This is a genomic window from Streptomyces sp. NPDC104761 (genome assembly GCF_055583445.1).
On record NZ_JBVJNZ010000015.1, the window covers coordinates 38,557 to 65,379 of the forward strand.

At 71.6% G+C, this 26,823-nt stretch carries 19 protein-coding genes and 1 pseudogene; 13 read left to right on the forward strand and 7 right to left on the reverse strand.

Features of this window, described 5'->3' with window-relative positions:
- Positions 1-146: 146 nt before the first annotated feature.
- Together ACZ63F_RS33495 and ACZ63F_RS33500 are read right to left on the reverse strand one after the other, a co-directional pair.
- Positions 147-554 carry a hypothetical protein gene (locus ACZ63F_RS33495; RefSeq protein ID WP_469716884.1) on the reverse strand — a complete coding sequence of 136 codons (408 nt, stop codon included), beginning with the start codon at positions 552-554 and terminating at the stop codon, positions 147-149.
- 154 nt (positions 555-708) lie between these two features.
- On the reverse strand, positions 709-1,494 hold the full coding sequence (locus tag ACZ63F_RS33500; RefSeq protein ID WP_469716885.1) for a hypothetical protein: 786 nt from the start codon (positions 1,492-1,494) through the stop codon (positions 709-711).
- A gap of 541 nt (positions 1,495-2,035) precedes the next feature.
- On the opposite strand from ACZ63F_RS33500, the gene ACZ63F_RS33505 reads away from it, so the two are divergent.
- Entirely contained in the window at positions 2,036-2,731 is a 696-nt protein-coding gene (locus tag ACZ63F_RS33505) for a transglycosylase family protein (RefSeq protein ID WP_469716887.1), read from the forward strand.
- Between the two features lie 493 nt (positions 2,732-3,224).
- Positions 3,225-3,440 carry an I78 family peptidase inhibitor gene (locus ACZ63F_RS33510; RefSeq protein WP_093504858.1) on the forward strand — a complete coding sequence of 72 codons (216 nt, stop codon included), beginning with the start codon at positions 3,225-3,227 and terminating at the stop codon, positions 3,438-3,440.
- A 106-nt stretch (positions 3,441-3,546) separates the two neighbouring features.
- Here ACZ63F_RS33510 and ACZ63F_RS33515 read toward each other — a convergent pair whose 3' ends face one another.
- The gene (locus ACZ63F_RS33515; protein WP_469716889.1) at positions 3,547-4,566 is read right to left on the reverse strand and encodes a phosphatase PAP2 family protein; all 1,020 of its coding nucleotides are present in this window, start codon (positions 4,564-4,566) and stop codon (positions 3,547-3,549) included.
- Between the two features lie 238 nt (positions 4,567-4,804).
- A complete protein-coding gene (locus tag ACZ63F_RS33520) occupies positions 4,805-6,106 on the reverse strand; it encodes a mannosyltransferase family protein (RefSeq protein ID WP_469716891.1) in 1,302 nt (433 codons plus the stop codon).
- A gap of 258 nt (positions 6,107-6,364) precedes the next feature.
- Between ACZ63F_RS33520 and ACZ63F_RS33525 the strand changes: the two genes are divergently transcribed.
- Positions 6,365-7,981, forward strand: coding sequence for an MFS transporter (locus ACZ63F_RS33525; protein ID WP_469716893.1), 1,617 nt, complete (start codon positions 6,365-6,367; stop codon positions 7,979-7,981).
- 215 nt (positions 7,982-8,196) lie between these two features.
- Positions 8,197-9,390: an acyl-CoA dehydrogenase family protein gene (locus ACZ63F_RS33530; protein WP_352363576.1), complete on the forward strand. Its 1,194-nt coding sequence runs from the start codon at positions 8,197-8,199 to the stop codon at positions 9,388-9,390.
- Positions 9,391-9,427: 37 nt separating this feature from the next.
- On the opposite strand, the gene ACZ63F_RS33535 is transcribed toward ACZ63F_RS33530, so the two are convergent.
- Positions 9,428-9,868 carry a cell division protein SepF gene (locus tag ACZ63F_RS33535; protein ID WP_293991899.1) on the reverse strand — a complete coding sequence of 147 codons (441 nt, stop codon included), beginning with the start codon at positions 9,866-9,868 and terminating at the stop codon, positions 9,428-9,430.
- Positions 9,869-11,198: 1,330 nt separating this feature from the next.
- Between ACZ63F_RS33535 and ACZ63F_RS33540 the strand changes: the two genes are divergently transcribed.
- The 8 genes and pseudogenes from ACZ63F_RS33540 to ACZ63F_RS33575 all read left to right on the forward strand — a co-directional run bounded on the left by ACZ63F_RS33540 (position 11,199) and on the right by ACZ63F_RS33575 (position 23,139).
- Positions 11,199-12,944 (forward strand): FAD/NAD(P)-binding protein, encoded by a 1,746-nt coding sequence (locus ACZ63F_RS33540; RefSeq protein ID WP_469716896.1) that lies wholly within the window; start codon positions 11,199-11,201, stop codon positions 12,942-12,944.
- A gap of 64 nt (positions 12,945-13,008) precedes the next feature.
- A complete protein-coding gene (locus ACZ63F_RS33545) occupies positions 13,009-13,824 on the forward strand; it encodes an LLM class flavin-dependent oxidoreductase (protein WP_469717145.1) in 816 nt (271 codons plus the stop codon).
- 64 nt (positions 13,825-13,888) lie between these two features.
- Positions 13,889-14,668, forward strand: a complete 780-nt coding sequence (locus ACZ63F_RS33550) for a DUF1684 domain-containing protein (RefSeq protein ID WP_469716898.1) — start codon at positions 13,889-13,891, stop codon at positions 14,666-14,668.
- 272 nt (positions 14,669-14,940) lie between these two features.
- The gene (locus ACZ63F_RS33555) at positions 14,941-15,840 is read left to right on the forward strand and encodes a S1 family peptidase (protein WP_469716900.1); all 900 of its coding nucleotides are present in this window, start codon (positions 14,941-14,943) and stop codon (positions 15,838-15,840) included.
- Positions 15,841-15,963: 123 nt separating this feature from the next.
- A pseudogene (locus tag ACZ63F_RS33560) lies at positions 15,964-16,797 on the forward strand (slipin family protein); the annotation flags it as partial.
- Positions 16,798-17,059: 262 nt separating this feature from the next.
- Positions 17,060-18,139, forward strand: coding sequence for a S1 family peptidase (locus tag ACZ63F_RS33565; protein WP_469716902.1), 1,080 nt, complete (start codon positions 17,060-17,062; stop codon positions 18,137-18,139).
- 561 nt (positions 18,140-18,700) lie between these two features.
- A complete protein-coding gene (locus ACZ63F_RS33570; RefSeq protein ID WP_469716904.1) occupies positions 18,701-22,153 on the forward strand; it encodes a DNA polymerase III subunit alpha in 3,453 nt (1,150 codons plus the stop codon).
- Positions 22,150-23,139: a DNA polymerase Y family protein gene (locus ACZ63F_RS33575; protein WP_469716907.1), complete on the forward strand. Its 990-nt coding sequence runs from the start codon at positions 22,150-22,152 to the stop codon at positions 23,137-23,139. Before ACZ63F_RS33570 ends, ACZ63F_RS33575 begins: the two co-directional genes overlap by 4 nt.
- Before the next feature lie 100 nt (positions 23,140-23,239).
- Here ACZ63F_RS33575 and ACZ63F_RS33580 read toward each other — a convergent pair whose 3' ends face one another.
- Complete coding sequence (locus tag ACZ63F_RS33580; RefSeq protein WP_469716909.1) at positions 23,240-24,010, reverse strand: TetR/AcrR family transcriptional regulator; 771 nt, start codon at positions 24,008-24,010, stop codon at positions 23,240-23,242.
- Here ACZ63F_RS33580 and ACZ63F_RS33585 point away from each other — a divergent pair.
- Positions 24,009-24,755 (forward strand): SDR family NAD(P)-dependent oxidoreductase, encoded by a 747-nt coding sequence (locus ACZ63F_RS33585; RefSeq protein ID WP_469716911.1) that lies wholly within the window; start codon positions 24,009-24,011, stop codon positions 24,753-24,755. The genes ACZ63F_RS33580 and ACZ63F_RS33585 overlap by 2 nt on opposite strands.
- Before the next feature lie 130 nt (positions 24,756-24,885).
- On the opposite strand, the gene htpG is transcribed toward ACZ63F_RS33585, so the two are convergent.
- The gene (gene htpG, locus ACZ63F_RS33590; protein WP_469716913.1) at positions 24,886-26,805 is read right to left on the reverse strand and encodes a molecular chaperone HtpG; all 1,920 of its coding nucleotides are present in this window, start codon (positions 26,803-26,805) and stop codon (positions 24,886-24,888) included.
- Positions 26,806-26,823: the final 18 nt, after the last annotated feature.

Genomic DNA, 26,823 nt, shown 5'->3' on the forward strand with positions numbered 1-26,823 from the left:
GTCTACATCACGTAGCTGAACCACCCCGACACCCCTAACCTCCCCCCCCCCCTCCACCCCCCCCCCCCCCCCCCCCCCCCCCCCCCCCCCCCCCACCGCCCCCCCCCCCCCCCCCCCCCCCCCCCCCCCCCCCCCTCTGCCATGCGTCACATCCCCCGGCGCGGTGCCGGCGGAAGCGCCACCTGCACGGGCGCCATCCCGTTCTCCTGGGCCCGCCCGAGCGTCCCGATCCGCTGCCACTGCGGCGGCTGCGGCTGCCCGCCGCCGCTCCGGGCGCTGTAGGCACCCGCGCTGTACGCGCTGTACGAGCTCCCTCCGTACGACCCCAGACCGTGGGTGCCGGTACTGAACGGGGCGGTGCCGAAGGCGACGAACCCCATGGACTCCTCCCCGCTGCGATCACCCGGCAGCGTACGGAAGGCCTTGACCCACTCCGTGTAGAGCGAGTCGTAGATCGGCGTGGCCGAGAGCCCGCCCGGGGCCTCCGGAGCCACACGGGCAGCGGGAACGGCGGAGAAGGACGGCCGGTGGGGAGGAAGGTCGTATGCGTGCACGTATGTCCAAACGACAGGATTCCTCAAGAGATGCGGCCAGTAGTTTGCTTTTAGGTGCGCTTGCGCCCCGTATGGGGCGCGGCGAACTGCGCGACCGGCCACGATGTTGCCGCAGTCGCCAACCGGACCGTAGTCCCACCCCCGTGGGCGCCCCTCAAATCCCCGCAAGCGGCAACGCCGCCGCCACCAGCTTCCCGTTCGCCGCCGCCTTGTCGATCGCGTCGCGCAGCAGATCCTCCCGGGGCTGCCGCCCGATCGACCCCACCGGCGCCGCGAACATCAGTACCTGCTGGTGCTTGTTGGCGGCCGCCCGCCACCCGTCGGTCACCTGCAGCGGCTGATGCGCCTGCCACCACGCCACCGGCTGCCCGCCCACCGGTCCCGGCTGCAGCACCGCGTGCAGCTGACCCACCGCCAGCAGCACCGACCACCCGTGCAGTACCGGCGGCACCGCCGTCAGCTCCGGTACCGGCATGAAGCCCTGCTCGATGAGGAGGGGCAGGAAGTCGTCGCCCACCCCGTCCGTGCCGGGCCGCACGATCGGCGAGGTCGGCTCCACGACCAGCGCGGGGTGCAACTCCCCGGCGATCAGCACGAGTCCGCTGGTCACCCCGAGCACCGCCTGCTCGGGCACGGACTTCCGCGCCCCGCCGCCGGGCGCGCTGTCGCCGCTGATGGAGCGGACCGCGCCCTGCAGCTGCTCCTCCGTGACCTGGACGACCTGCGAGGGCAGGCAGGTGGCGTGGGCGAAGGCGAGGACGGCGGTCTCGTCGCCGATGAACAGGACGGTGCTGGTGCGCTCCTGTTCGGAGTCGCCCGGGGTGCGGCAGGACGTGCAGTCGTAACTGCCGGGGGCGTTGTCTCCGGCGAGCAGCCGGTCGGCTTCTTCGTCGCCGATCTCGGCGCGTACCTCGTCGCTGACGTCGAGCATGCGCGGCACGGTGGCTCCCTCGGGATGCGGTACGTGAAGGCCCGGGTGGCTCCCGGCCCGTGAGCCCCCGGGGTCGCGGGCTCATGAAGAAGACAACGGGCGATCTGTGGTGGGGGTCACGCATTGGGGGGAGCGGGATCGAACCATCCACTGCGCAGGGTCACCCGTCGTGCGGAATCCGGCACTCCCCGTCAACTCTTCGCAAGCCAAAGGAGTTTGACGCGGTGAAGTGAATCACAGATCCGTCGAACCCGTGGTCGACAAATCACGAAATCCTGGAATGTAGTGGGTGGCTGGAAATCGCCGCTACCCACGGTAACACCGAACTGGCCTGGACCGACAGGGAGTTGGTTGATTTCGGGCGTTCCCGATCCCTAGATTCCTCCGCCGTGTGCAGCGAGCACCGCTCGGGTACGTCCGCCGGCCGGCACCAGGCAGAGCACCACCGCAGTACCGGCCGCGGCGGACGGGGCGAGCGCGAGGAACCGCGTCCATTGCGCGGGGACCGCGTCCCGCCCGGGGGACCCCGGGTACGTGGAGAGGGAAATACATGTCCGAGTGTGCCGATACCACCCGTGAGACCGCCGCGAACAAGAACGGCTCCCGCAAGGGCCGTACGACGGCCGCCCTGGCCGGAGCGGCGCTGCTCGCCCCGCTGGGCCTGCTGGCAGCCACCGGCAACGCCGCGGCGGCGGACAACGGAGTGTGGGACCGCATCGCCCAGTGCGAGAGCGGCGGCAACTGGCACATCAACACCGGCAACGGCTACTACGGCGGACTCCAGTTCTCCGCCTCCACCTGGCGCGCGTACGGCGGCACCGCCTACGCGGCGACGGCCGACCAGGCCTCCAGGGAAGCGCAGATCGCCGTCGCCACCAAGGTCCAGCACGCCCAGGGCTGGGGCGCGTGGCCGGTCTGCTCGGGGCGGGCCGGGGCGACCGGCTCGGCGCCCGAGAACGCCTCGGCGAGCACGAAGAGCAGCACGGAGTCGGCGACCAGGTCGACGAAGTCGTCGGCAACGTCGACCATCCGGAAGTCGGCCCCCGCGGCGAAGAAGCCGCAGCGCTCGACGGCCGGCACCGGCCGCACCTCGGCCAAGGGCGACTACACCGTCCGCGAGGGCGACACCCTGAGCCGGATCGCCGAGCGGCACGGCACCACCTGGCAGCGCCTCTACGCCGCCAACAGGGCCGTCATCGGCGACGACCCGAACCTGATCATGCCGGGGCAGCGCCTCGCGCTCTGACGCGAACCCCTGCCCCGCACCCCTCTGCCCCGCCCGGTCCGACCGGGCGGGGCACGGTGCGTTTCGTGGGGACATGTACATGCTCCGAATGGGGTGCGTGCCCGTATGTGAGGGCGATTCACGTGCGGACGGCGCGCTCCGAGTTCGCGTTGCCGCACCCCCGGGCCTACCCGCGCGGTACGGGGGTTCTGTGCCGAACCGGTGAATCTCTTATGCGGTGTCAGCTTCGGCGCGGCCTCTCGGAATCCAAAGGGAATGCAGGCGCCGGAGTGTCCCGGATCCCCGTTCCCGGTTCTTTCCGGCGGTTTTTCGGAAGACCCTACCGGCCTCGGGGAATTGCGTTCGAATACGCCAGGAAGACGCAGGGAACCGCTCATACGTGTGACGGAGTTCGACCGAAACGCGTGTCGTGGTTCTGTGACAGAAGTGTGACCGGGGGTGGACGCGGGACTCCGGCTTCCGCCCTCGCCGGAACCGGCCTAGCGTGGGCCGTATGGCACCGGACACCGCTCCGCCGACGGAGCCCCAGGACAGCCCGCAAGGGTACGTAGGCCGCGACGCGGGCGACGCGGAACGGCTCGCCCGGCAGCGCGGATGGACCACCGTGCGCTCGCTGCCGCCGGGCGCGATCATCACCATGGAGTACCGGCAGGGGCGGCTCAACTTCGAGGTACGGGACGGCGTGGTGGCGCGCGCCTGGAAGGGCTGACCGTACGACGGCGAAGGCCCCGGTTCCCGCAGTGCGGAAACCGGGGCCTTCGCGGTGCCGGGGCCGGCTGTGCGTACCTGGCCCCCCCGACGCCTCCGTAACGCCGTCAGCCGCCCGTCAGCGGGCGGGCCGCCTGGGCGGCGGTGCCGCGCGGCGGCCGCTCGGGGTGCTGCGGGCGACGGCTGCCCACCGGGGTCACCGGGGTGCGCTCCGAGCGGGCCGTGTGCGGGCCGGGCGCCAGGTGGATCGGAGCCCTGGGCGGACGGGACAGGGAGACCGGTTCGCGTTCCGGCGCCGCCTGCTCGACGGGCGCCGGGCGCGGCTTGAGGACGACGGGCACCGGGACCGCTGCGGGCACCGTGCTGCCGCGACGGGCGCGCCAGCGGTCGCGCATGTCGAAGAGCCAGGTCTCGGCGCGGGCGATGAACGGCTCGCACCACGGCAGCGCCAGCAGGATCAGCAGCCCCGCCGCCCAGCCCAGCAACACGTCGCTCAGCCAGTGCGTACCGAGGTAGACGGTGGACATGCCGACGCCGAGGGAGGTGACCGCCGAGGCGGCGGAGAGCCAGCGGCGGGCTCTCGGGGTGGAGGCCAGATATGCCAGAATTCCCCAGGTCACCACCGCGTTGGCGGTGTGTCCGCTGGGGAATATATCGCCGCCGAGGCCCATCTCGTTCGAGCCGATGACGGTCGCGTAGTGCGGTCCGAGGCGCCCCATGCCGAGCTTGGCGGCGCCGACCGTGATGTTGAGCAGCAGCAGCGAGGCGCCGAGGGTGAGCAGCGGGCGCAGGGTGTGCTGCCGCCATGAACGCCAGCCCAGCCAGGCCGCGACCATCACGGCGGTCGGGCCGCGCTGGCCGAGGACCACGTAGTAGTCGACGAACCAGTGGATTCCCGCCCACTGCTGGTACGGCCGGAAGAACATGACCTGCCAGTCGAGCCGGACCAGCCAGGACGTGATCACGACGGCCCACACGATCGCCAGGTAGAAGGCGAGGGTCGCGGTGAACAACACGACCCGGTGCCGGCTCATCTTCGGCACATCAATGTGGGCCGGCCGTTCCGGCTCACGGTCCAGCCTGGCGAACACCCGGTCCAGACGGGTGAGGTTTCGTTCGGTACGCACCCAATCGACGTTACAGCGAGTGAGCTCTGTTCCCGGACGAAACAGCGGCTTTGTGATGACGATGTGATGTGGGAAACCTCTCAGGAGGTCGCCGAATTCTAAGGATTCCGTAATCCTCGGCGGGTCCGCCCTTCAATTCCTTTGATCATGTCGGGTCGCCGTTTTATGGCACTTATGAATTCGTTAACCGAAGGGTGGGGTGGAATTCTCCCGCTGCTCATCGGGCCCACCGGAACGATCATGGAGGTCCGGAGCCGTTCAGCCAGAACGCGCCATAGACCGCCGAGGCCACCGCCACACCTGCCGTGACCAGCGCCGATCTGCCTGTGCGCAGCCGGGCGAGGGCCCGGGCGAGGGGCAGCAGCACCGGGAAGGCCGGCATCAGCAGCCGCGGCTTGGACCCGAAGTAGCTCGACGCGCACAGCGCGAGCGCGAGGACGACACCCGTGTAGACCAGCAGGGGCAGCGGCTGCCGCTGGCGGACGCCGGTCACGTAGAGCCACAGCAGCAGGCCGACGCCGAGGATCAAACCCGCTCCGGCCAGAGCGGACGGAAATGACGTGAACTTGTCGGCTGTGAAGCGTGCGAACGCATAGCCGCCGTCGAAGCCGTTGCGCCAGCCCGCCTGGACGTCCAGGTAGCCGAGTGGGCCCCGGCCGGTGCGGTGGCCGACCCACAGGACGTAGGCGGCGGCGCCCAGGGGGGCGAGGAGCATGCCGAGGACGCGGCGCCAGGCGGGGGCGGCGGGGGTGGCGACGTGGGGGGCGCGTGTTGCGTGTGGTGCGCCGGTTGCCCGCGGGGCGCGCCGGGCGTGGGCGGCACCGGCCGCCTCGGGGGCGCGTTCGGCGACATGCGCGCCGTCCGGCTGATCCGTACCACCGTCCTGCGCGCCTCTGCCGCGATCCCGCACGAACGAGACCACCGCCGCCGCCCACACCGCTGCCACCACGGCGAGCCCCACCGGCCGGGTCAGTCCCGCCAGCGCGGCCAGCACCCCCGCGGTCACCCAGCGACCGGTCAGCACGGCGTACAGCGACCACGCGGCCAGCGCCGTGAACAGCGACTCGCTGTACGCCATCGACTGCACGATCCCGACGGGCAGCACGGCCCACACCAGCACCGCGCAGACCCCCACCCGCCGGCCGTGGACGACGTCCGTGACCGCGAAGATCCCCCAGGCCGCGGCGAGCGAGGCGAGCAGGCTCACCGTGAAGCCGGCGTCGGCGTACGACAGGGGAGCGAGCGCGTGCAGCAGGCGCTCGAGCCAGGGCAGCAGCGGGAAGAAGGCCAGGTTGGAGTGGACGTCGCCGTTCGGGAGCCGCACCTGGTAGCCGTAGCCCAGTTCGGCGACCCGCGTGTACCACAGCGAGTCCCAGCGTGCCGTCAACAAGGTGTACGCGCTCTTGCCCCGTGCCGCGCTCCAGCCGGCCAGCACGGCCAGGCCGAGGGCGCGTACGGCCGCGTACCCGAGCAGGGCCGGCGCCGCCCGGCGCAGGGTGGGGGCGCGCGGTGCCGCCACGGGCGTTTCAAGATCGGTCACGGCCTCGATTATCGACGGGCCGCGGAGCCGCGGGGTTCACGCGGGCGTGGTGCGGAGCGGGGCAGTGGCGTACGCCACATGAGTTCTCCGGGGCGCGTGAGAGGTCCGCCACGTGCCCCCGCAGCGGACTCGCGTACGCTGACATGTCACTCGCGTTCGTCCGCGCGGGCCGGAGACCCCGCTCCTCTCCGGCCGTACGACGGGGAGTCCCCACCCCGCCGGTCCGCCCACGCGAGTGACCATCTGGGAGGTACGTACATGTCCGGGACGACCACGGCCGCCGTACGACCGCGCCGTCGTGCGGTGTCCAGGGCCGGTGCCGGTGCCAACCGCTGGGTCGTCCTCGTCGTCCTCTGCGTCAGCCTGCTGCTGGTCGCCCTCGACGCGACCGTGCTGCACGTCGCGATGCCCGCCGTCACCGAGGACCTCAAGCCCGGCGCCATCGAACTGCTCTGGATCGTCGACGTCTACCCGCTCGTCTGCGCCTCGCTGCTGATCCTCTTCGGCACGCTCGGCGACCGGGTGGGCCGGCGGCGCGTCCTCCTCCTCGGCTACACCCTCTTCGGCATCGCCTCCGCGGCCGCCGCCCTCGCACCGAGCGCGGCGGCGTTGATCGGGGCCCGGGCACTGCTCGGGGTCGGCGGCGCGATGATCATGCCCGCGACCCTCTCCATCCTCCGGGCGGTCTTCCCCGACCGGCGTGAGCGGGCCCTCGCCATCGGTATCTGGAGCGCGGTGGCGGCGGTCGGTGCGGCCGTCGGCCCCCTCCTCGGCGGCTTCCTCCTCGAGCACTTCTGGTGGGGCTCCGTCTTCCTGGTCAACATCCCGCTGATGCTGGTGAGCCTTCCGGTGGGGCGTCTCCTCCTCCCCGAGTCCCGCGGCGACCGCGACGGCCCCTGGGACGTGCTCGGCGCGCTGATGGCGGCGGTCGGCCTGTTCGGTGTGGTGTTCGCGGTGAAGCGCCTCGGCGGCGGCGAGCCGGCGGGCAGTGCGCTGACCGTGGCACCGCTCGTGCTCGGCGCGCTGCTGCTGGTGCTGTTCGTACGACGGCAACGGCGGCGGACGTTCCCGCTGGTCGACCTGAAAATGTTCGCGCGGCCGGCGTTCTCCACGGCGGTGGGCTGCATCGTGCTGGCGATGCTGGCGCTGGTGGGTCTCGAGCTGATCGCCGCGCAGTACCTGCAACTGGTGCTCGGCCTCTCGCCGTTGCAGACGGGGCTGCGGCTGCTGCCGCTGACGCTCGCCGCGATGGCGGCGGGGCTGGCCGGGGCGCGGCTGCTGCGGCGGTTCGGGCCGCGCCGGATGGTGTGCTTCGGCTTCTGCCTGACCGCGGCGGCCGTGCTCACGCTGACGCCGATGGGCGGGACCGACAACGCGGGCCTGCTGCTCTTCGGCTTCCTGCTGCTCGGCTTCGGTCTGGAGACCACGCTCTTCGGGGCGTACGAGTCGATGCTGAGCGAGGCGCCGGCGGCGCAGGCCGGCGGGGCGGCGGCGATCGGCGAGACGTCGTACCAGCTGGGCGCCGGGATCGGGATCGCGCTCCTCGGCAGCGTGATGAACGCGGCGTACGCGCCGCGGCTGGCCGGGGTGCCGGGGGTGCCGGCGTCGGCGTCCGCGTCCGCGGGGCGTTCACTGGGCGAGGCGTACCAGGTGGCCGGGCGGCTGGGCGGGTCGACGGGGGCGGCGTTGCGGCGGGCGGCGCGGGACTCCTATGTGCACGGGCTGCATGTGACGTTGCTGGTGAGTGCGGGGTTGCTGTTGCTGGGGGCCGTGATGGCGCTGCGCCTGCCGCGGGTGATGCAGTGCGAGGACGCCGCGGCGTCGGTGGACCTCCCTGCCCCGAGGGAGGCGGAACGCTCCCGCGTCTCCGCGTAGCCGGCGGGGGCCTTCGCCGTTGACTTCTCCCGGCGGCTCGCCGTTGGCGGGTGCGGGTCAGAACTTCTCCCACGCACCGCCCGTGCGGGTTGGGGGAGGGGTGGGGCGACCTGCGGGGATGGGTCGCCGTCGGCGGGTGCGGGGTGGATGGTGGATTTGTGGGTGGGGGAACAGGGAGACTGCAACTAGCGCTGCTAGTTTTGGGAGGGTTCTGAATGTCCGCGTCCGTGAAGCTGCCTCCGTTCGATGCCGGTGACCCGCTCGGGATCGACGATCTTCTGGAGCCGGAGGATCTCGCCGTACGGGAGACCGTGCGGAGCTGGGCGGCGGATCGGGTGCTGCCGTTCGTCGCCGAGTGGTACGAGAGCGGGGAGCTGCCCGGCATCAGGGAGCTCGCGAAGGAGCTCGGGTCGATCGGGGCCCTCGGGATGTCGCTCAGTGGGTACGGGTGCGCCGGTGCTTCCGCCGTGCAGTACGGGCTCGCCTGCCTGGAGCTGGAGGCCGCCGATTCCGGGATCCGGTCCCTCGTGTCCGTGCAGGGCTCGCTCGCCATGTACGCGATCCATCGGTTCGGGAGCGAGGAGCAGAAGCAGCGGTGGCTGCCGGGCATGGCCGCCGGTGACGTCATCGGGTGCTTCGGGCTCACCGAGCCGGACCACGGGTCCGACCCCGCCGCCATGCGGACGTACGCCCGGCGCGACGCCGGCGGCGACTGGGTGCTGAGCGGGCGGAAGATGTGGATCACCAACGGGTCGGTCGCGGGCGTCGCCGTCGTGTGGGCGCAGACGGACAACGGGATCCGGGGGTTCGCCGTGCCCACGGACACGCCCGGGTTCTCGGCGCCGGAGATCAAGCACAAGTGGTCGCTGCGGGCCAGCGTCACCAGCGAGCTGGTGATGGACGACGTGCGGCTGCCCGCCGATGCCGTGCTGCCCGAGGTCACCGGCCTCAAGGGGCCGCTCAGCTGCCTGTCGCACGCCCGGTACGGGATCGTGTGGGGCGCCATGGGCGCGGCACGCACCTGCTTCGAGACCGCCGTCGACTACGCGAAGTCGCGCGAGCAGTTCGGCCGCCCCATCGGCGGCTTCCAGCTCACCCAGGCCAAACTCGCCGACATGGCCGTCGAACTGCACAAGGGGATCCTGCTCGCCCATCACCTGGGGCGGCGGATGGATGCCGGTCGCCTGCGTCCCGAGCAGGTCAGCTTCGGCAAGCTCAACAACGTACGCGAGGCCATCGAGATCTGCCGTACCGCGCGGACGATCCTCGGGGCGAACGGGATCTCACTGGAGTACCCCGTGATGCGGCACGCGACCAACCTCGAGTCGGTGCTCACCTACGAGGGCACCGTCGAGATGCACCAGCTGGTGCTGGGCAAGGCACTCACCGGACTCGACGCCTTCCGGTGAACCCCGCGGCGGGGGCAGGGCCGGTGAGGGCCCTGCCTCAGCTCTGGTTGAAGAAGCCGTCCTCGCGGCGCCTGGCCGGCTCACCGCTGACGATCTCGGTGTTCGCGGGGGTCAGCAGGAAGACCCGGTTGGCGACCCGCTCGATCGTGCCGCGCAGGCCGAAGGTCAGCCCGGCCGCGAAGTCGACGACACGCTTGGCGTCGCCCGGCTCCATGGCCGTGAGGTTCACGATGACCGGCACGCCCTCGCGGAACAGCTCGCCGATCGCGCGGGCGTCCCGGAAGCTGTCCGGGGTGACCGTGCCGATCCGGCGGCCCTTCTCCTCGGCGGTGTCCGTGGCCACCTTGACCCGCGGGTCGGTGACCCAGGCATCCCCGGGCTGCTCGGTCCCTTCGGAGTAGTCGTCGTCGTAGTAGCGCTCGTCATCGTTGTCGTCGACGAGGCCGAGCCAGGCACTCGCCTTGCGTACCGATCCCATGGACGCCTCCTCTCACAGCGGTCTTTCTTGCTTCCGCATCCCTATGGTCGTCCATGATGCGGATGTCGCGCCAAGTGGATAGACGCCGCACGGGGGGTTTGTGACGGTACTGGTGCAGAGCCAAAACGTCGAGAGCCCAGGTACCCCAAGGGCGTTAGCTCACACGTCTGCTGACTGAGAGTGAAATATGATTGTTCCCGGCGTACGGGTGATGGGCGGTGCGTCCGGGTGAACGGACGGAGGCGGCCCCGAGTCCCTCCGTCGCACCTTCCGGGCCTCTTCGGGCTGCCTCCTGGACGGTCTGACGCCCACTCAGGGAACCTCGTCCGGCGCGGGTCCGGCGGCGGGCGGCGTCAACCGGGATGAGTGTCCGTCACCGTATACGGAAGTGCTGCGCCGGGGCCACCGCCTCGGGATTCGCCCTGATCCTGTTTCCGTGACGTAAAACAGAAACATGATCGGGTGATCGCTGCCCGGAGATCTTCGTTGGCCGGAGCGCAGAACCATTTCTCCCTCACCGGTTCCGCACATCCATCAACTCGCCTCATCATTAAGGCACTTCCGTGCAAGCAGCCACCATTCGCGCCAGGCTCCTGAGGATCCTGGTCCTGGCCCTCGCCGTCCTGCTGACGCTGCTGGGCGTCGCGGCCGCCGAGCAGATCTCCGCCTACCGCAACGCCTCGGCCACCGCCGACAACGCCCGGCTGGAGATCACGCTGCAGGGCCTGATCCACGAACGGGGTGAGGTCCGTCCCCAGGCGGAGGGCGATGGCTGTGCGCCAGTCGCCGTAGGGGGCGCGGGGTGTGTGGCGAGTGCTGGTGGTGTGTGGTTGCTCGCGCAGTTCCCCGCGCCCTTTACGGGGCGCGTGAACTGGGCGTTTGTTGCGAGGGAGGGGTGTGCGTGCGAAGGCGGGAGAGAACGCGGGGAGGCCCCGCTGTTCGCGGGGCGCAGGGGGTCAGCTCAACAGGAACAGGACCACACTCGACCGAAGTCGATGTGGGAGCGGGTGACCAGCCACTGCTGCGGATGCATGGGCCAAGTGGAACAGGTCTCCGGTTTTCCGTCAACTGACCTGAGACGCGCCGCTCACACTCTGGACACCCTTGACAACGAGGGGAAACGGCACCGTAGAGTCGACGGACGGCCCTGCTGAGGGGCTCGGCCGTAAGAGCGCCGTACTCCGGCGCTCCGTGTGAAGGCACCTGCACCCCCGTGTGCGCGTCCACCGTGTTCGATTGATCCGCCACGGAGCCTTCGCATGTCTTCCGAGACCCTTGCCAGAACCGCCACCCACCCCGCCTCCGGCATACCCGGGCCCGGGGCTGCCCGATGAGACCCCAACTGGTGATCGTGGGAGCCGGGCCGCGCGGGACCGGACTCCTGGAGCGGATCGCGGCCAACGCGCCCGAGCTGTACGCCGGTTCGGGTCTCGACATCCACCTGGTCGACCCGCATCCGCCGGGCGCCGGGCGCATCTGGCGGGCCGCCCAGTCGCCGCTGCTGTGGATGAACTCGCACGCCGAGGACGTCACCATGTTCACGGACGAGACCGTGAAGATGGCCGGGCCGGTGCGGGAGGGACCCACCCTGCACGAGTGGGCAGGCCTGGACGGCCGCACCTTCGCCGACCGGCAGATCCAGGGCCGCTACCTGCGTCACGTCCACGACCGCGCCGTCGCCGACCTCCCGGACGGCATCACCGTCCACCACCACCCGCGCCGGGCCCTGCGGGTCAGCGGGCCGCGCGAGGGCCGCCAGCAGGTCTGGCTGGAGGGCCGGCCGCGTCCGCTCCTCGCCGACCTCGTCGTCCTCGCCCTCGGTCACCTGGACGCCGAACTCGACCCGGAACAGGCGGCGTTGGCCGCGTACGCCGACGCGCACGGCCTGGTCCACCTGCCGCCCGACTTCACCGCCGACAGCGACCTGTCCGCGCTGCGGCCCGGTGAACCGGTGCTCGTGCGGGGGTTCGGGCTCGCCTTCGTCGACCTGATGGTCCTGCTCACCGAGGGGCGGGGCGGCCGCTACGACGGCGACACCTACGTGCCGTCCGGGCAGGAGCCGGTGCTCTACGTCGGGTCGCGGCGCGGCGTGCCGTACCACTCGAAGATCGGCTACGACTGGACCGGCGAACGCCCGCCGCTGCCCCGCTTCCTCGGCCCCGGCGAGATCGACGCACTGCTCGCCCAGCCGGGCGGCTTCGACTTCCGGCGGGACGTGTGGCCGCTGGTGGCGAAGGAGCTGGGCTTCGCCCACTACCACCGGCTGTTCACCGTCCACCCGGAGCGGACGGCCGTCGCCTGGCGGGACTTCGAGGAGAAGTACGCCGCCGCCGAGGGCGAGGCGGACGTGCGGGCGCTGGTGGCGGCCGCCGTACCCGATCCGGCCGACCGGCTCGACCTCGCGGCGCTCGACCACCCGCTGGACGGGGCGCGGTACGGCTCCCACGAGGAGTTCCAGGAGGGGCTGCGCGGCTACATCGAGGCGGACCTGGACCGCAGGCACGACCCCGCGTACAGCGCCGACCTGGCGGTGTTCCTCGGACTGCTCTCCGTCTACGGGCAGCTGGTCCGCCTCGGCGACATCGGCTCCTGGTGGCACGGGTTCTTCAGCTACCTCGCCTCCGGGCCGCCCGGCCCCCGGCTGCGGCAGATGCTCGCGCTGTCCCGGGCGGGGGTGCTGCGGTTCGTCGGCGCCGGGATGACGGTGACGGCCGAGGACGGGGTGTTCCGGGCGTCCGCCGACACGGTGCCCGGGTTCGCCGTGGCGGCGCGGGCCCTCGTCGAGGCGCGGCTGCCCGAACCCACCGTGGGGCGGGCCCGGGACGCGTTGCTGCGCGGGCTGGCCGCCGACGAGGCCGCGGAGACCGCCGACGGGCTGCTCAGGGTGGACCCCGCCGACGGGCGGATCCTCGACGGGGCCGGGCGGCCGCATCCCCGGCGGTTCGCGCTCGGGCCGTTCACGAACGGCCGTACGCCCGGCGCGTTCACCCGGCCGCGCACCGGAGGGCCCGCGTTCCGGCAGAACGACGCCACGGCGCGCGCGGCCCTCACCTTCCTGGCGGGAGTCGGGGCATGAGCGGGCGGCACGGCCGGCGCACGTCTGTCTTACAGGCTGTCCTACAGGGAGGTTGTTCGTGGTGATGACCGGCTCGTACGGCCGGGGGCTGCTGCATCTGGCCGCCGCGGTGGACCAGGCCGGCGTGTTCGACGCGGAGCGCTGCGTCGAGCTGGTGCGGCTGGCCGAGAGCGGGGGACTGGACTTCGTGACGCTCGACGACCGGTTCGGGTGGCCGGAGACCGGCGCGGCCGACGTGCTGGCACAGGTGGCCCCGGCCACCCGGCGGATCGGGCTGGTGCCATTGACGGCCGGCCCCGAGGCCGCCGTCGCCCACCTCGACCGGGTGAGCCGGGGCCGGGCCGGCCGGTGGACCGAGACCCCGGGGCCCGCGCCGGAGCAGCCGGTCCGGGTGGCCGACGCCACCGAGCCCGCCGCCCGGCAGGCCGTCGCCCGGTACGCCGACGTCGCCCTGGTACGGGCCGCGAGCTCCGCGCAGGCCGCCGCCGTTCGGGAGGAACTGCGCGGGCAGGCACGGGAGTTCGGGCGGGAGCCGGAGGCCCTGCGGGTGCTGGTGAGCCTCCTGGTGGATCTGGGCGACGGGGAGCGCGCGGCCGAGCCGGGGCACGGTGGCGGCGGCCCCCGGCAGACCGTGCAGGGGCCGTTGTACCGGGGTGGTCCGGTGGATCTGGCGGAGCTGGTCGCCGGCTGGCACGGCGAGGGCGCCACCGACGGCTTCCACCTGGTCCCTGCCGAGCCGCGCCGCGACCTGGAGCGCCTGGTCAACGGCACCGTGGCGCTCCTTCAGCACCGCGGCCTGTTCCGCACCTTCTACCCGGGCAGCACCCTGCGCGAGCACCTCGGCCTCGCCCGGCCCGCCGGGCAACTCGCTGCGCCGTGAAATACCTTGCGCAGAGGAGAGACGTGACAGGAGCGACGACGAAGGCGACGGAAGGACTGATCGTATGAACGCGGACGCGGCCGGCGACTGGAAGCGCCGGCACGCACACCGTGAGGAGACGGTGTCGGCGCCGTACGGGCCGCTCGCACTGGTCGGCAGTCACTGGATCGAGGACCATCCGGACGGCCGGCTCCCCGCCCTCCCCGGGATCTGGGCGGCCGACGGGGACGGCGTCGTGCTCACCGCGACGGCGGCCGACGGCCTGGCCCTGGACGGCGAACCCTTCGCCGGCGAGGTCCGGCTCGCCGCCGACCCCGAACCCTCGTCCCGGGTCACGCTCGGCGAGCGCCGGCTGGTCGTCCTGGTCCGGGAGGGCATGTGGGGGATACGGGAGTACGACCCGGCCGCCGGGGCCCGCCGCGCCTTCCGCGGCATCGACGCCACCCCGTACGACCCGCGCTGGTCGGTCCCGGGACGCTTCACGCCGTACGCCGGCCACCCGCGCACCGTCCGCGTCGGCACCGCGGACGGAGTGGAGCGCGCCCTCGTGCTCGCCGGGGAGCTCGGCTTCACCCTGGCCGGGCGGGAGCGGACGCTCCGGGTCGCCGAGCAGCCCGACGGCCGGCTGTGGGCGGTGTTCGCCGACACCACCGGCGGAGCCGGCGGCTTCCGGTTCAGGTTCCGCTATTCGGCCGCCCCGGCCGCCGAGGGCTCCACCACCGTCGACTTCAACCGGGCGCAGCTGCCGCAGTGCGCCTTCGCGGACCACCTCATCTGCCCTTTTCCGCCGCCGGGCAACACGCTGGACCTCGCCGTCGAGGCGGGGGAGCGGAAGCTCGCCTGAGGCATCCGGCGGAGATTCGACGGATATTCGACGGACACGGTCGGGGCGTCAACTCGCCCGGACCACGACGAGATCGCACAAAGTCGGCATGGTTCGAACACGGTCGCACGGCCGAAAGGCACCCTTGCGGGTACCGGCCGTTCGCCCGAATACTCCCCCACAGCGCTTGTCAGGGGCATTGCGTGTCCGAAAACCGGGCGCCACCCCCTGACTGCGCCTCACGGGCCCCGACCCCACGCGGGCCCCCGACTTCCCCTGGGAGGGAACGACAAGTGAGGATCAAGCGCACCACCCCCCGCAGCGGTATCGCGAGACGGACCCGGCTGATCGCCGTGGCCTCCGGTCTCCTGGCCGCGGCAGCGTTCGCCGTCCCCACCGCGAGCGCGAGTGACGTTCACACCTTCAGCACCACCGAACTGAAGGCCGTGAACAGCTCCGTCCTGAAGGCGGACGTCCCCGGCACCGCCTGGGCCGTCGACAGCAAGACCAACCGTGTCGTCGTCACCGTCGACTCCACGGTATCCAACGCCGAGATCGCCAAGATCAAGCGGCAGGCGGGCGTCAACTCCGGCGCGCTCACCATCAAGCACACCCCCGGCACCTTCAAGAAGCTGATCACCGGCGGCGACGCCATCTACGGCGGCGCCTACCGCTGCTCGCTCGGCTTCAACGTGCACAGCGGGAGCACGTACTACTTCCTGACCGCCGGGCACTGCGGTCAGGTGGCCTCGACCTGGTACAGCAACTCCGGCCACACCACGGTCCTGGGCACGAACGTCAGCTACAGCTTCCCCGGCAACGACTTCGCGCTGGTGAAGTACACCAACAGCTCGATCGCGCACCCGAGCGCGGTCGGCAGCCAGACCATCTCCAGCGCGGCCACGCCCAGCGTCGGGACGACGGTGTACCGCCGCGGTTCGACCACCGGCACCCACAGCGGCCGGGTCACCGCGCTCAACGCCACCGTCAACTACGGCAGCGGTGACATCGTCTACGGCCTGATCCAGACCACGGTCTGCGCCGAGGGCGGCGACAGCGGCGGCCCGCTCTACGGCGGTTCGGTCGCCTACGGTCTGACCTCCGGCGGCAGCGGCGACTGCACCTCCGGCGGTACGACCTTCTTCCAGCCGGTCACCGAGGCGCTGAGCTACTACGGCGTGAGCGTCGGCTGACGATCCTCCCGGACCGGTTCTCCCGGTGGGCCCCCGTACGCAACCGGCGTGCGGGGGCTCCCTTTTGACGGGGTGCCGGAGTTACCGTCGAAGGACCATTGGAGTCACCCCCTGGGGGTCGGCATGGTCGAGGCGTTGGTGGCGGCCGGGGCCGCTCTCGTGTCCGCCGGAGCGGTCTACGCGCTGGCCGCGGCACGGGTCGTCAGGCAGTACGAACGGGGTGTGGTGTTCCGCCTCGGCCGGCTGCGACCGGAGGTGCGCGAGCCCGGGTTCACCATGATCGTCCCGTTCGTGGACCGGCTCCAGAAGGTCAACATGCAGATCGTCACGATGCCGGTGCCCGCGCAGGAGGGCATCACCCGGGACAACGTGACCGTACGCGTCGACGCCGTCGTCTACTTCAAGGTGACCGCGCCCGCCGAGGCGGTGGTCCGGGTCGAGGACTACCGGTTCGCCGTCTCGCAGATGGCGCAGACCTCGCTGCGCTCCATCATCGGCAAGAGCGAGCTGGACGACCTGCTGTCCAACCGGGAGAAGCTCAACCAGGGCCTGGAGCTGATGATCGACAGCCCGGCCGTGGAGTGGGGCGTCACCATCGACCGCGTCGAGATCAAGGACGTCTCGCTGCCCGAGACCATGAAGCGGTCCATGGCCCGGCAGGCCGAGGCCGACCGGGAGCGCCGGGCCCGCGTCATCAACGCCGACGCCGAACTGCAGGCGTCCAAGAAGCTCGCGGAGGCGGCGAAGGAGATGTCGGAGCAGCCCGCCGCGCTCCAGCTGCGGCTGCTGCAGACGGTGGTGGCGGTCGCCGCCGAGAAGAACTCGACGCTGGTGCTGCCGTTCCCGGTGGAGCTGCTGAGGTTCCTGGAGCGGGCGCAGCAGCAACTGCCCCCGGCGGCCGGGGCCGATGGTGCCGGCGGGACCGAAGGGGCGGCGGGGGCGAATTCCGGCCAGGGATAGCCGGAGGAGGGCGCCGACGGACGCCACGGTCGGCCGCCCGTCGCTCGCACGCGGTGTTTGCAGTGCGAATCCTCCCGGGGTGACCGGCGGCCGGGCACGATCCGCGCACAGGGGGCGCACAACATCCGCGCACACGAGACCTGAAGTCGACCTTGTGTGCTCCCTGTGGGTCTCGGAATAGTAGGCGGCCGTCAACCAGCCTTCCGGCCTTCGAGGTCCCCACAACCTTGCGCGCCGACCCCCCACAGGAGGACATGAGTTGAAGCACCGACGCATACCCCGGCGCCGGGCGGCGCTCGCCGGCGCGGGTGTCGCCGCGCTCATCGCCGCCGGAGTGACCTTCCAGAGTGCGAACGCGAGCGAGCCCGCCAGGACCGCCGCACCGCAGATCCTGTCCGCTCCCGCGGCCGGAAAGCTCGCCTCGACACTCGTCGCCGACCTCGGCACCGACGCTGCGGGCACCTACTACGACGCCCGCTCGAAGAACCTCGTCGTCAACGTGGTCGACGACACCGCCGCCAAGGCAGTCGAGGCGGCCGGGGCCAAGGCGAGACTCGTCGCCAACTCCCTCGCCGAACTCGACGGCGCACGCACCACCCTGAAGCAGGACGCGACCATCCCCGGCACCTCGTGGGCGACCGACCCGGTCGGCAACAAGGTCGTCGTCACCGCCGACCGGACGGTCACCGGGGCCGAGCTGGCCAAACTCACCAAGGTCGTCGACGGACTCGGCGGGAAGGTCGAACTCCGTCACTCGAAGGGGGAGTTCAAGCCCTTCATCGCCGGCGGCGACGCGATCACCGGCTCGGGCGGCCGCTGTTCGCTCGGCTTCAACGTGGTCAAGGACGGCCAGCCGTACTTCCTGACCGCCGGACACTGCACCCAGGCCATCTCCACCTGGTCGGACTCCTCCGGGACCGTGATCGGCCAGAACGCCCGGTCCAGCTTCCCCGGCAACGACTTCGGGCTGGTCAAGTACACCTCGGGCGTGGCCCACCCGAGCGAGGTCGACCTCTACAACGGCTCCGCCCAGCAGATCACCGGCGCGGCCGAGGCCACCGTCGGCATGAAGGTGACCCGCAGCGGCTCCACCACCCAGGTCCACGACGGCACGGTCACCGGCCTCAACGCCACCGTGAACTACTCCGAGGGCACGGTGAGCGGACTCATCCAGACCGACGTGTGCGCCGAGCCCGGTGACAGCGGCGGTTCGCTCTTCTCGGGCAGCAACGCGATCGGCCTGACCTCGGGCGGCAGCGGCGACTGCACCTCCGGCGGCGAGACGTTCTTCCAGCCGGTGACGGAGGCGCTGTCGGCGACGGGGGCCCAGATCGGCTGACGGCCCCCGGTGTCCGGACGTGTCCGGATCGGCTGACGGCCCTGGCGTCCGGATCGGCTGACAGCCCTGGCGTCCGGGCCGGCTGACACCCACCAATACCTAGATCGGCCGGACACGCGCCGTGTTCCGGCGAGGCCCTGTCCCTGCGCGGGGGCAGGGCCTTCGTCGTGCTCCGCCGTCGGACGCGCCCCCGGGACGGCCGGACCACCCCGTGGCCGTTACGGAGAGTGCTCCATTGGACGCGGATGCGAGAGCGCGTCTCTCCTCGTGGGTTCTCCTCGTGGGTGCCGAACGGCCGTCAGGGGTGCGTCATGGCGGCGGCTTTTTCTCGCTGTGGCAGCGGCTCTGGCCAACTGTGCCAGCGCGCCGAGGAACTGACAGGACGCTGCCCGTTCCGGTCGTCGCCCCTCCCGGCCCGTCCCCCCAAAGAATCGTTTGCATGTTCGATTCAGGGTCGCTGACCGGGGCTGATGGGGTTAGAGTAATCGAACGAGAGTACGATGAACATATCGGGCGTATCTGGTGTATGGCTGAAAAGGGGTGGAGTGATGGAGGTGCGGCATGACGGGCTTCGCCCATCTGCACGTCGCGTCCGGTTACTCCGCCCGCTACGGCGCCTCCCATCCCGAGCAACTCGCCCAGCGGGCGGCGGAGCGGGGCATGTCCGCGCTCGCGCTCACCGACCGGGACACGGTCACCGGGGCTGTTCGATTCGCGCAGGCGTGTGCGAAGGAGGGGGTCCGGCCGGTCTTCGGCATCGACCTCGCGGTGGCGGCCCTGGCGCCCCCGCCGCCCGCCCCGCGGCCCCGCACCCCGGCGCGCGGCGGTGCGCACGTGGCCGAGCCGCCGCTGCGGTTCGTGCTGCTCGCCCAGGACCGGACGGGCTGGGCCCGGCTGTGCCGGATCACGTCGGCCGCCCACGTCGGCGCCGTGTCCGGCACGCCGCCGGTGGTGCCGTGGGAGGCGCTGCGCGAGCATGGCGGCCCCGGTCTCACCGTGCTGCTCGGCCCGCTCTCGGAGCCGGTACGGGCGCTTTCGGTGGGCCGGGAGGACGTCGCGGTGAAGCTGCTGGCGCCCTGGCAGGAGATCTTCGGGAGGGATGTTCGATTGGAAGCCGTCGCGCAGAAACGTTCCGGCACGGATCCGGGATCCCTGCGTCTGGCCGCCCGCACCCTCGCCCTGGCCGACCGCACCGGCACCACCGCCGTGCTCTCCAACGCCGTCCGCTACGCCGACCCCGAACAGCACCGCCTCGCCGACGTCCTGGACGCCGCCCGGCTGTTGCGTCCGATCGACCGGCGCCGGCTGGACAGCGGACAGCGCTGGCTCAGGGACGAGAGGGGGATGGCGGCCGTCGCCCGCATGATCACCGACTGCGCCGGAGCGGACCCCCGCCGGGCCCGCCGGCTGCTGGCGGACACCGCCGCCACCGCGGACGCGTGCACCGTCGATCCGAAGGCGGACCTCGGCCTCGGCACCCCGCACCTTCCCGAGCCGTCGCTCTTCGGCGCCGAGCCCGGAGCCGGTGGCGCGGCCCGGCTGCTCCGCCTGCGCAGCGAGGCCGGCCTGGCCCGGCGCGGCCTCGACCGCGACCGGGAGGCGCGCGCCCGGCTGGACGAGGAGCTCGCCGTCATCTCCCACTGGAACTACGACGCGTACTTCCTCGCCGTGGCCCAGGTCGTCGCCGACATCCGGGCCAGGGGCATCCGGGTCGCGGCCCGCGGCTCCGGTGCCGGCTCCCTGGTCTGCCACGCCCTGGACATCGCCACCGCCAACCCGCTCGACCACAGCCTGCTGTTCGAACGCTTCCTCAGCAGGCGCCGGGAGTCACTGCCCGACATCGACATCGACGTGGAGTCCGCCCGCCGCCTGGAGTGCTACGACACGATCTTCGAACGCTTCGGGAAGGAGCGGGTGGCGGTCACCGCGATGCCCGAGACCTACCGGGCGCGCCGGGCGCTTCGTGACACCGGTCTCGCGTTGGGTATCCCGCCCGCGGACGTGGACCGGATCGCCAAGAGCTTCCCGCACCTGCGCGCCTGCGACATCACCGGCGCCCTCGCCGAACTGCCCGAACTGCGGCAACTGGCCGCCGAGGCATCCCGCTACGGGCCGTTGTGGGAGCTCGCCGAGGGCCTCGACTCCCTGGTCCACGGCATGGCCATGCACCCCTGCGGCGTGGTCATCAGTGACGCCACCCTCCTGGACCGGCTGCCGGTGCAGCCCACCCCGCAGGGCGACTACCCCATGGCCATGGCCGCGAAGGAGGAGATCGAGGCGCTGGGCAACATCAAGCTCGACGTCCTGGGCGTGCGGATGCAGTCCGCGATGGCCCACGCGGTCACGGAGATCGAACGGACCACCGGCAACCGCATCGACCTGGACGACCCCGGGCAGGTGCCGCTCGACGACGTCTTCGCCTTCAAGCTCATCCAGGCCAGCCAGACCCTGGGCCTGTTCCAGCTGGAGTCACCAGGACAGCAGGACCTGCTGTCCCGGCTCCAGCCCCGTGACGTGCAGGACGTCATCGCGGACATCAGCCTCTTCCGTCCCGGACCGGTCGCGGGCGGCATGCCCGAGCGGTACATCGCCGCCCGGCACGGCGGCGCACCCGGCTACGCCCACCCGGACCTCGAGCCGGTCCTCTCCGACACCTACGGCGTGACCATCTGGCACGAGCAGATCATCGAGACGCTGCGGGTGCTGACCGGCTGCGACCGGGCCTTCGGGGAGATCACCCGGCGGGCGCTCGGCGACAAGGAGCAACTGCCCAGGATCAGGGACTGGTTCCACGAACGGGCCGGTGCGCGTGGCTACAGCGCGGCCGTGCGGGACGAGGTGTGGAAGACCGTCGAGGCCTTCGGCGCGTACGGCTTCTGCCGGGCCCACGCGGTCGCCTTCGCCGTGCCCGCGTTGCAGAGCGCCTGGCTCAAGGCGCACTACCCGGCGTTCCTGCTGGCCGGCCTCCTCGAACACGACCCCGGGATGTGGCCCAAGCGGGTCCTGGTCGCCGACGCCCGCCGGGGTGGGGTGCCCGTCCTGCCCGTCGACATCAACAACTCTCGCGTGAAACACACCGTGGAGAAGGCCGACGGAGACCGGTGGGGCGTACGCCTCGCGCTGTCCGGGGTGCGCGGCATCAGTGAGGCGGAGTGCGCCCGGATCGAGGCGGGGCAGCCGTACGGATCGCTGTCCGACTTCTGGCAGCGGGCCCACCCCAGCAGGCCGGTCGCCGAACGTCTCGCCGAGATCGGTGCCCTGAACGGCCTGCACGACGGCCGCCTCACCCGCCGCGACCTGCTGCTCCAGATCGCCGAGTTGCACCGCCAGTCCCGCAACCGGTCCGCCGGTGCGGGCCAGCTGCCCATCGACGCGGGCGCGGTCGGCGGGCCGGAACCGAGCGGTCTGCCGGAGATGACCGGCCGCGAGGCTCTCAGCGCCGAGTTGAGCACGCTGGGCATCGACGTCTCCCGGCACCTGATGGAGCACCACCACCGGCTGCTGCGCGAGATCGGCGCGACCGACGCGGCGCACCTGGCAGGGATGCGCGCCGGTCAGCAGGTCCTGGTCGCCGGGGTACGGGCCTCCACCCAGACCCCGCCGATCGCGAGCGGCAGGCGGATCATCTTCGTCACACTGGAGGACGGGTCCGGGCTGGTCGACCTGGCGTTCTTCGAGGACTCCCACCCGGCCTGCGCGTACACGGTCTTCCACAGCGGGCTGCTCCTGGTCCGTGGCACGGTCCAGGTGCGCGGTACCCGTCGTACCGTCGTCGGGACGATGGCCTGGGACCTGGACGAGATCGCCGCGGCCCGCCGCGACAACGGTCCCGAGGCCGCCCTCGCCCTCCTGGGCAGGAGCCGTCCGAACCCGACCCCCGCCCAGCCGCACCGCACCCTGGCCAACGGCACGACAGGAGCCCGGCTGCACCCGTACGCCGACCTCCAGCCCGCCGGCACCCGCTCGGCGGACCTGAAGAAGTTCGGCCACCGAAGCCCGGGGAGCGCGGGATGAGCGGGACGCGTACACGGCAGCGGCACATCGCCCACCTTTACCTGCACACCTCACTGAACGAGGATCAGTACGCCGATGTAATCGAACTGGTGTCTGGTATCACGCCTCACGTCCAAGCCGTGCCGCCCAACGCCGTCCAGCTGGACCTGACGTCGGCGCTCCGGTACTTCGACCTGTCCCCGTACGACGTGGTCCAGTTGGCGAAGATGAGGTTGAAGGCCCTCTACGGCATCGACAGCAGTGCCGGGCTCGCGGGCAACCGCATGCTCGCGGCGATGGCGGCCGACGCGTCCGCGCCGGGGGAGACCACCTGGGTGCCCACCGCCGACGCCGCCGACTGGCTGTACCCGCGGCCGGTCACCGCGCTGCCGGGGATCGGCCGCGCCACGGCGGACACGCTCGGCAGATACGGCCTGCACACCATCGGCCAGATCGTCGACCTGCCGGCGGGGACTCTGCAGCGGCTTCTCGGCGCGGGCCCCGCCCGGCTGCTGGCCGAGCGCGCCCGCGGCCGCGACCCCCGCCCGGTCGTCCCCTCGGAACCGGCAGCGCACCTGGCCGCCGACCTCGTACTGGAACGGGACTCCCTCGATCCCGCCCAGCACCACCGGGCCGTCCTGGGGCTCGCCGACCGGATCGGCCAAAGGCTGCGTGGCGAGGGCCAGGTCGCCGACCGGCTCACTCTCACGGTGCGGTACGCCGACCGCAGCTCCACCACCCGCACACGTGCCCTGCCGGAACCCACCCACCACTCTCCGGCCCTCGCCGCGACGGCCCTGGGGCTGCTGGCCTCCCTCGGGCTGCAGCGCGCAAGGGCCCGGGCCTTCGCGATCCGTGCCGACGGGCTCCGGCCGGCCGGCAGCGCCTACCGGCAGCTCTCCCTGGACCCCGGCGACGCCCGCGCCCACGCCGCCGAAGCCGCCGCGGACCGCGCCCGCCGGCGTTTCGGGCCAGAGGCTGTACGGCCGGCCGCCCTGGCGGACTGACCGCTTGCACCAGGAACTCAACGGGTACCCGGTTGCCTCGGCAAGCCGCGGCAGGCCCGGACCCGGCGGACGACTTCGGCGCTGAGGCCGTTGTCGTCGCTCAGGCCGGCATCCGCGGGAGTCGCGACGGCGGACGCACGGCAGCGAACGCGTCGTCGACCAGGTTCGTCAACGGCCGGCCGCCCTCGTCCTCGGTCCACACCACCGCCGCGACGTCGAGGCAGCTCAGGGCTGCCGAGACCAGCGCACGCGCCGGCAGCGCCTCGGCCTGCGCCTGTCCAGAGGCTGCACGCAGGCGGTGCGCGATGTGCGGAACCAGCAACTGCTGCCAGCGCAGATGCTTCTCGAACATGGCCGTACGCAGTGAGGGAGTGGTGGCGAGCAACTTCGCCCGACGCAAGCCGACTTCGTCGCCTTCCAGCGAGTCGACGCACACCTTGAGCGCCTGCCGCAGCGCGGTCCACGGATCCTCGTCGGCCGGTCGGAGTTCCAAGGCCGCGGCGACGTCGTGTCCGAGTTCGACGAGCCCGCCGATCACCAGGTCTTCCTTGGTGTCGAAGTACCGGAACAGGCTCCGGACGGACATCCCCACCGAGGCTGCGACCTCTTTGACCGTCGTCTCCTCGAACCCCTGAGCCAGGAACAGCTGCATCGCCTTGGCCGCGATCTCGGCGCGGACCGCCCGCCCGTGGCCGACGCCGCGCAGACGGCCGACGCCGCCGTCCACCTCGGCGCCACCGCGCTGATGCCGGCCACCGCGACCGATCACGGCGTCATCGCGGTGCTCGGTGACCCCACCGGAGCGGTGTTCACGGTCCTGGCCCCCGCCCACTGACTCACCGACAGCAACCATCACCAAGGAGGACGTCATGTCACTCGACGGCAAGGCAGGAATCGTCACCGGTGCCGGCTCCGGCCTGGGCGAGGCGGGAGCCAAGCGGCTGGCCCGCGAGGGCGCGAAGATCGTCGTCTCGGACCGCAGTGCCGACGAGGCCGAACGAGTCGCGAAGGAGATCACCGCCGAGGGAGGGCAGGCCACCGCGTTCACGGCGGACATCTCCACCTTCGAGGCGGCCGAGGAGCTCGTCGCGTTCGCGGTGCACACCTACGGCCGCCTGGACTTCGCCTTCAACAACGCGGGCATCACCCCCGCACCGACCGACACCCACGAGGTCGACCCGCAGGACTGGCTCGACGTCATCGGGACCAACCTGACCGGCACGTTCTTCTGCATGAAGGCCGAGCTGGCCCACTTCGTCGAGAGCGGCGGCGGCGCCATCCTCAACATGGCCTCCACCGCCGGTGTGATGGCCCACGCGGGACGCCCCGCCTACGCAGCCTCCAAGCACGGGATCGTCGGCCTGACCCGCAGCGCAGCCGTCGAGTACGCCCGGCGTGGCGTCCGGGTCAACGCGATCGCGCCCGGCCCGATCGACGCACCGTCGGCGCAGGCCCTGCCCGCAGAGGTGCGCAAGGTCATCGCCGACAAGACCGCGATGAAGCGCCCCGGCACCGTGGACGAGGTCGCCGCCGTCGCGGCCTTCCTGCTGTCGGACGAGGCGTCCTTCGTCACCGGCTCCGTCTACGAGGTCAACGGCGGCCAGACCCAGTTGTGACCGCCGCATGCGACATCGCCCGTCGACCACGCCGTCGACGCCTACGGGCGGCTCGACATCACGTTCAACGGCACCGGCATCACCCCTCGGCCCGGCACGGGCGCTTCGCCGGTGCCGGGCCGCCCCGTGGCTACAGGGTGCGGGCCAGGCGGTCGGTGAGCAGCCGGGTGAAGCGGGCCGGGTCGGGCAGGTCGCCCCCTTCGGCGAGCAGCGCGCTGCCGTAGATCAGTTCGGCGATCTCCGCCAGTGCCGGGTCGTCGGCGCCCGCGGCGTGTGCTGTGCGCAGGGCGTTGATCAGCGGGTGTGCGGGGTTGAGTTCCAGGATCCGCTTGACCGGGGGTATCTGCTGGCCCATCGCCCGGTACATCTTCTCCAGGGTCGGCGTCACGTCGTGGGCGTCACCGACGATGCAGGCCGCCGAGGTGGTCAGGCGTGAGGACAGGCGGACCTGCTTGACCTGCTCGGACAGGGTGGTGGTCAGCCACGGAAGCAGGGCGGCGAAGTCCTGTTCGCGCTGGGCCTTCTCGGCGTCGGTTTCCTGGCCGCCGTCGGCGGACTCGTCGAGATCGACCTGGCCCTTGGCGATGGACTGCAGACGGTGACCGTCGAAGGCCGGAATCTGGTCCACCCACACCTCGTCGACGGGGTCGGTGAGGATGAGGACCTCGTAGCCCTTGGCGGCGAAGGCTTCCATGTGCGGGGAGTTCTCCACCGTCGCGCGGCTCTCGCCGGTCAGGTAGTAGATGGTGTCCTGGCCGTCCTTCATGCGCTCGACGTACTCGCGCAGCGTGGTGGTCTTCTCCGGGTCGTGGGTGGAGGCGGCCGACAGCAGCTCCAGCAGGGTCTCGGTGTTGTCCGTGTCCTCGAGCAGGCCTTCCTTCAGCGCCCGGCCGAACTGCGCCCACACCTTGGCGTAGCGCTCGGCGTCCTTGGACTGCATGTCCTTGAGGGCGCCGAGGACCTTCTTGACCAGGCGCCGGCGTACGCCGCGGATCTGCCGGTCGTGCTGGAGGATCTCGCGGGAGACGTTCAGCGACAGGTCGTGGGCGTCCACGACACCCTTGACGAAGCGCAGGTAGTTGGGCATGAGCGCTTCGCAGTCGTCCATGATGAACACCCGCTTGACGTACAGCTGCACGCCGGGCCTGGTCTCGCGGGAGAACAGGTCGAAGGGTGCCTGCGAGGGGATGAACAGCAGCGCCTCGTACTCGAAGGTGCCCTCGGCGCGCATGTGGATCGTCTCGGCCGGGGGCAGCCAGTCGTGGCTGATCTGCTGGTAGAACTCGTGGTACTCGGCCTCGGTCACCTCGCTGCGCGGCCGGCTCCACAGCGCCTTCATCGAGTTGAGCGTGTCGACGTCGGAGGTGGTCTCGCCCTCGGCCTCGGTGCGCTCGCCGGCCATCCGGATCGGCCAGCGGATGAAGTCCGAGTACCGCTTGACGATCTGGCGGATCTTCGACTCGGACAGGTAGTCGGCGAGCCCGTCCTCGCTGTCGGCGGGCTTGAGGTGCAGGGTGACCGAGGTGCCCACGGGCAGGCCGTCGACGTTCTGGAGGTCGTAGGTGCCCTCGCCGTCGGACTCCCACTGGGTGCCGGAGTCGGTGCCGGCCCGCCGGGTGCGCAGGGTGACCTTGTCGGCGACCATGAACGCCGAGTAGAAGCCGACGCCGAACTGCCCGATCAGGTTCTCGGCGGTGGCGGCGTCCTTGGCCTCCTTGATCTTCTCCAGCAGGCCGGCGGTGCCGGACTTGGCGATCGTGCCGATCAGCTCGACGAGATCGTCCCGGGTCATGCCGATCCCGTTGTCACGGACGGTCAAGGTGCGGGCGTCCTTGTCGACCTCGAGCGAGATGTGCAGGTCGGTGGTGTCGGTCTCGGTGAGGCGGGAGTCGGTCAGCGACTCCAGCCGCAGCTTGTCCAGGGCGTCGGAGGCGTTCGAGATCAGCTCGCGCAGGAAGATGTCCTTGTTCGAGTAGATCGAGTGAATCACCAGTCGGAGCAACTGGCGGGTCTCGGCCTGGAATTCCAGTGTCTCGACACTGCTGCCCATGTGGGTCTCTTTCTGTGG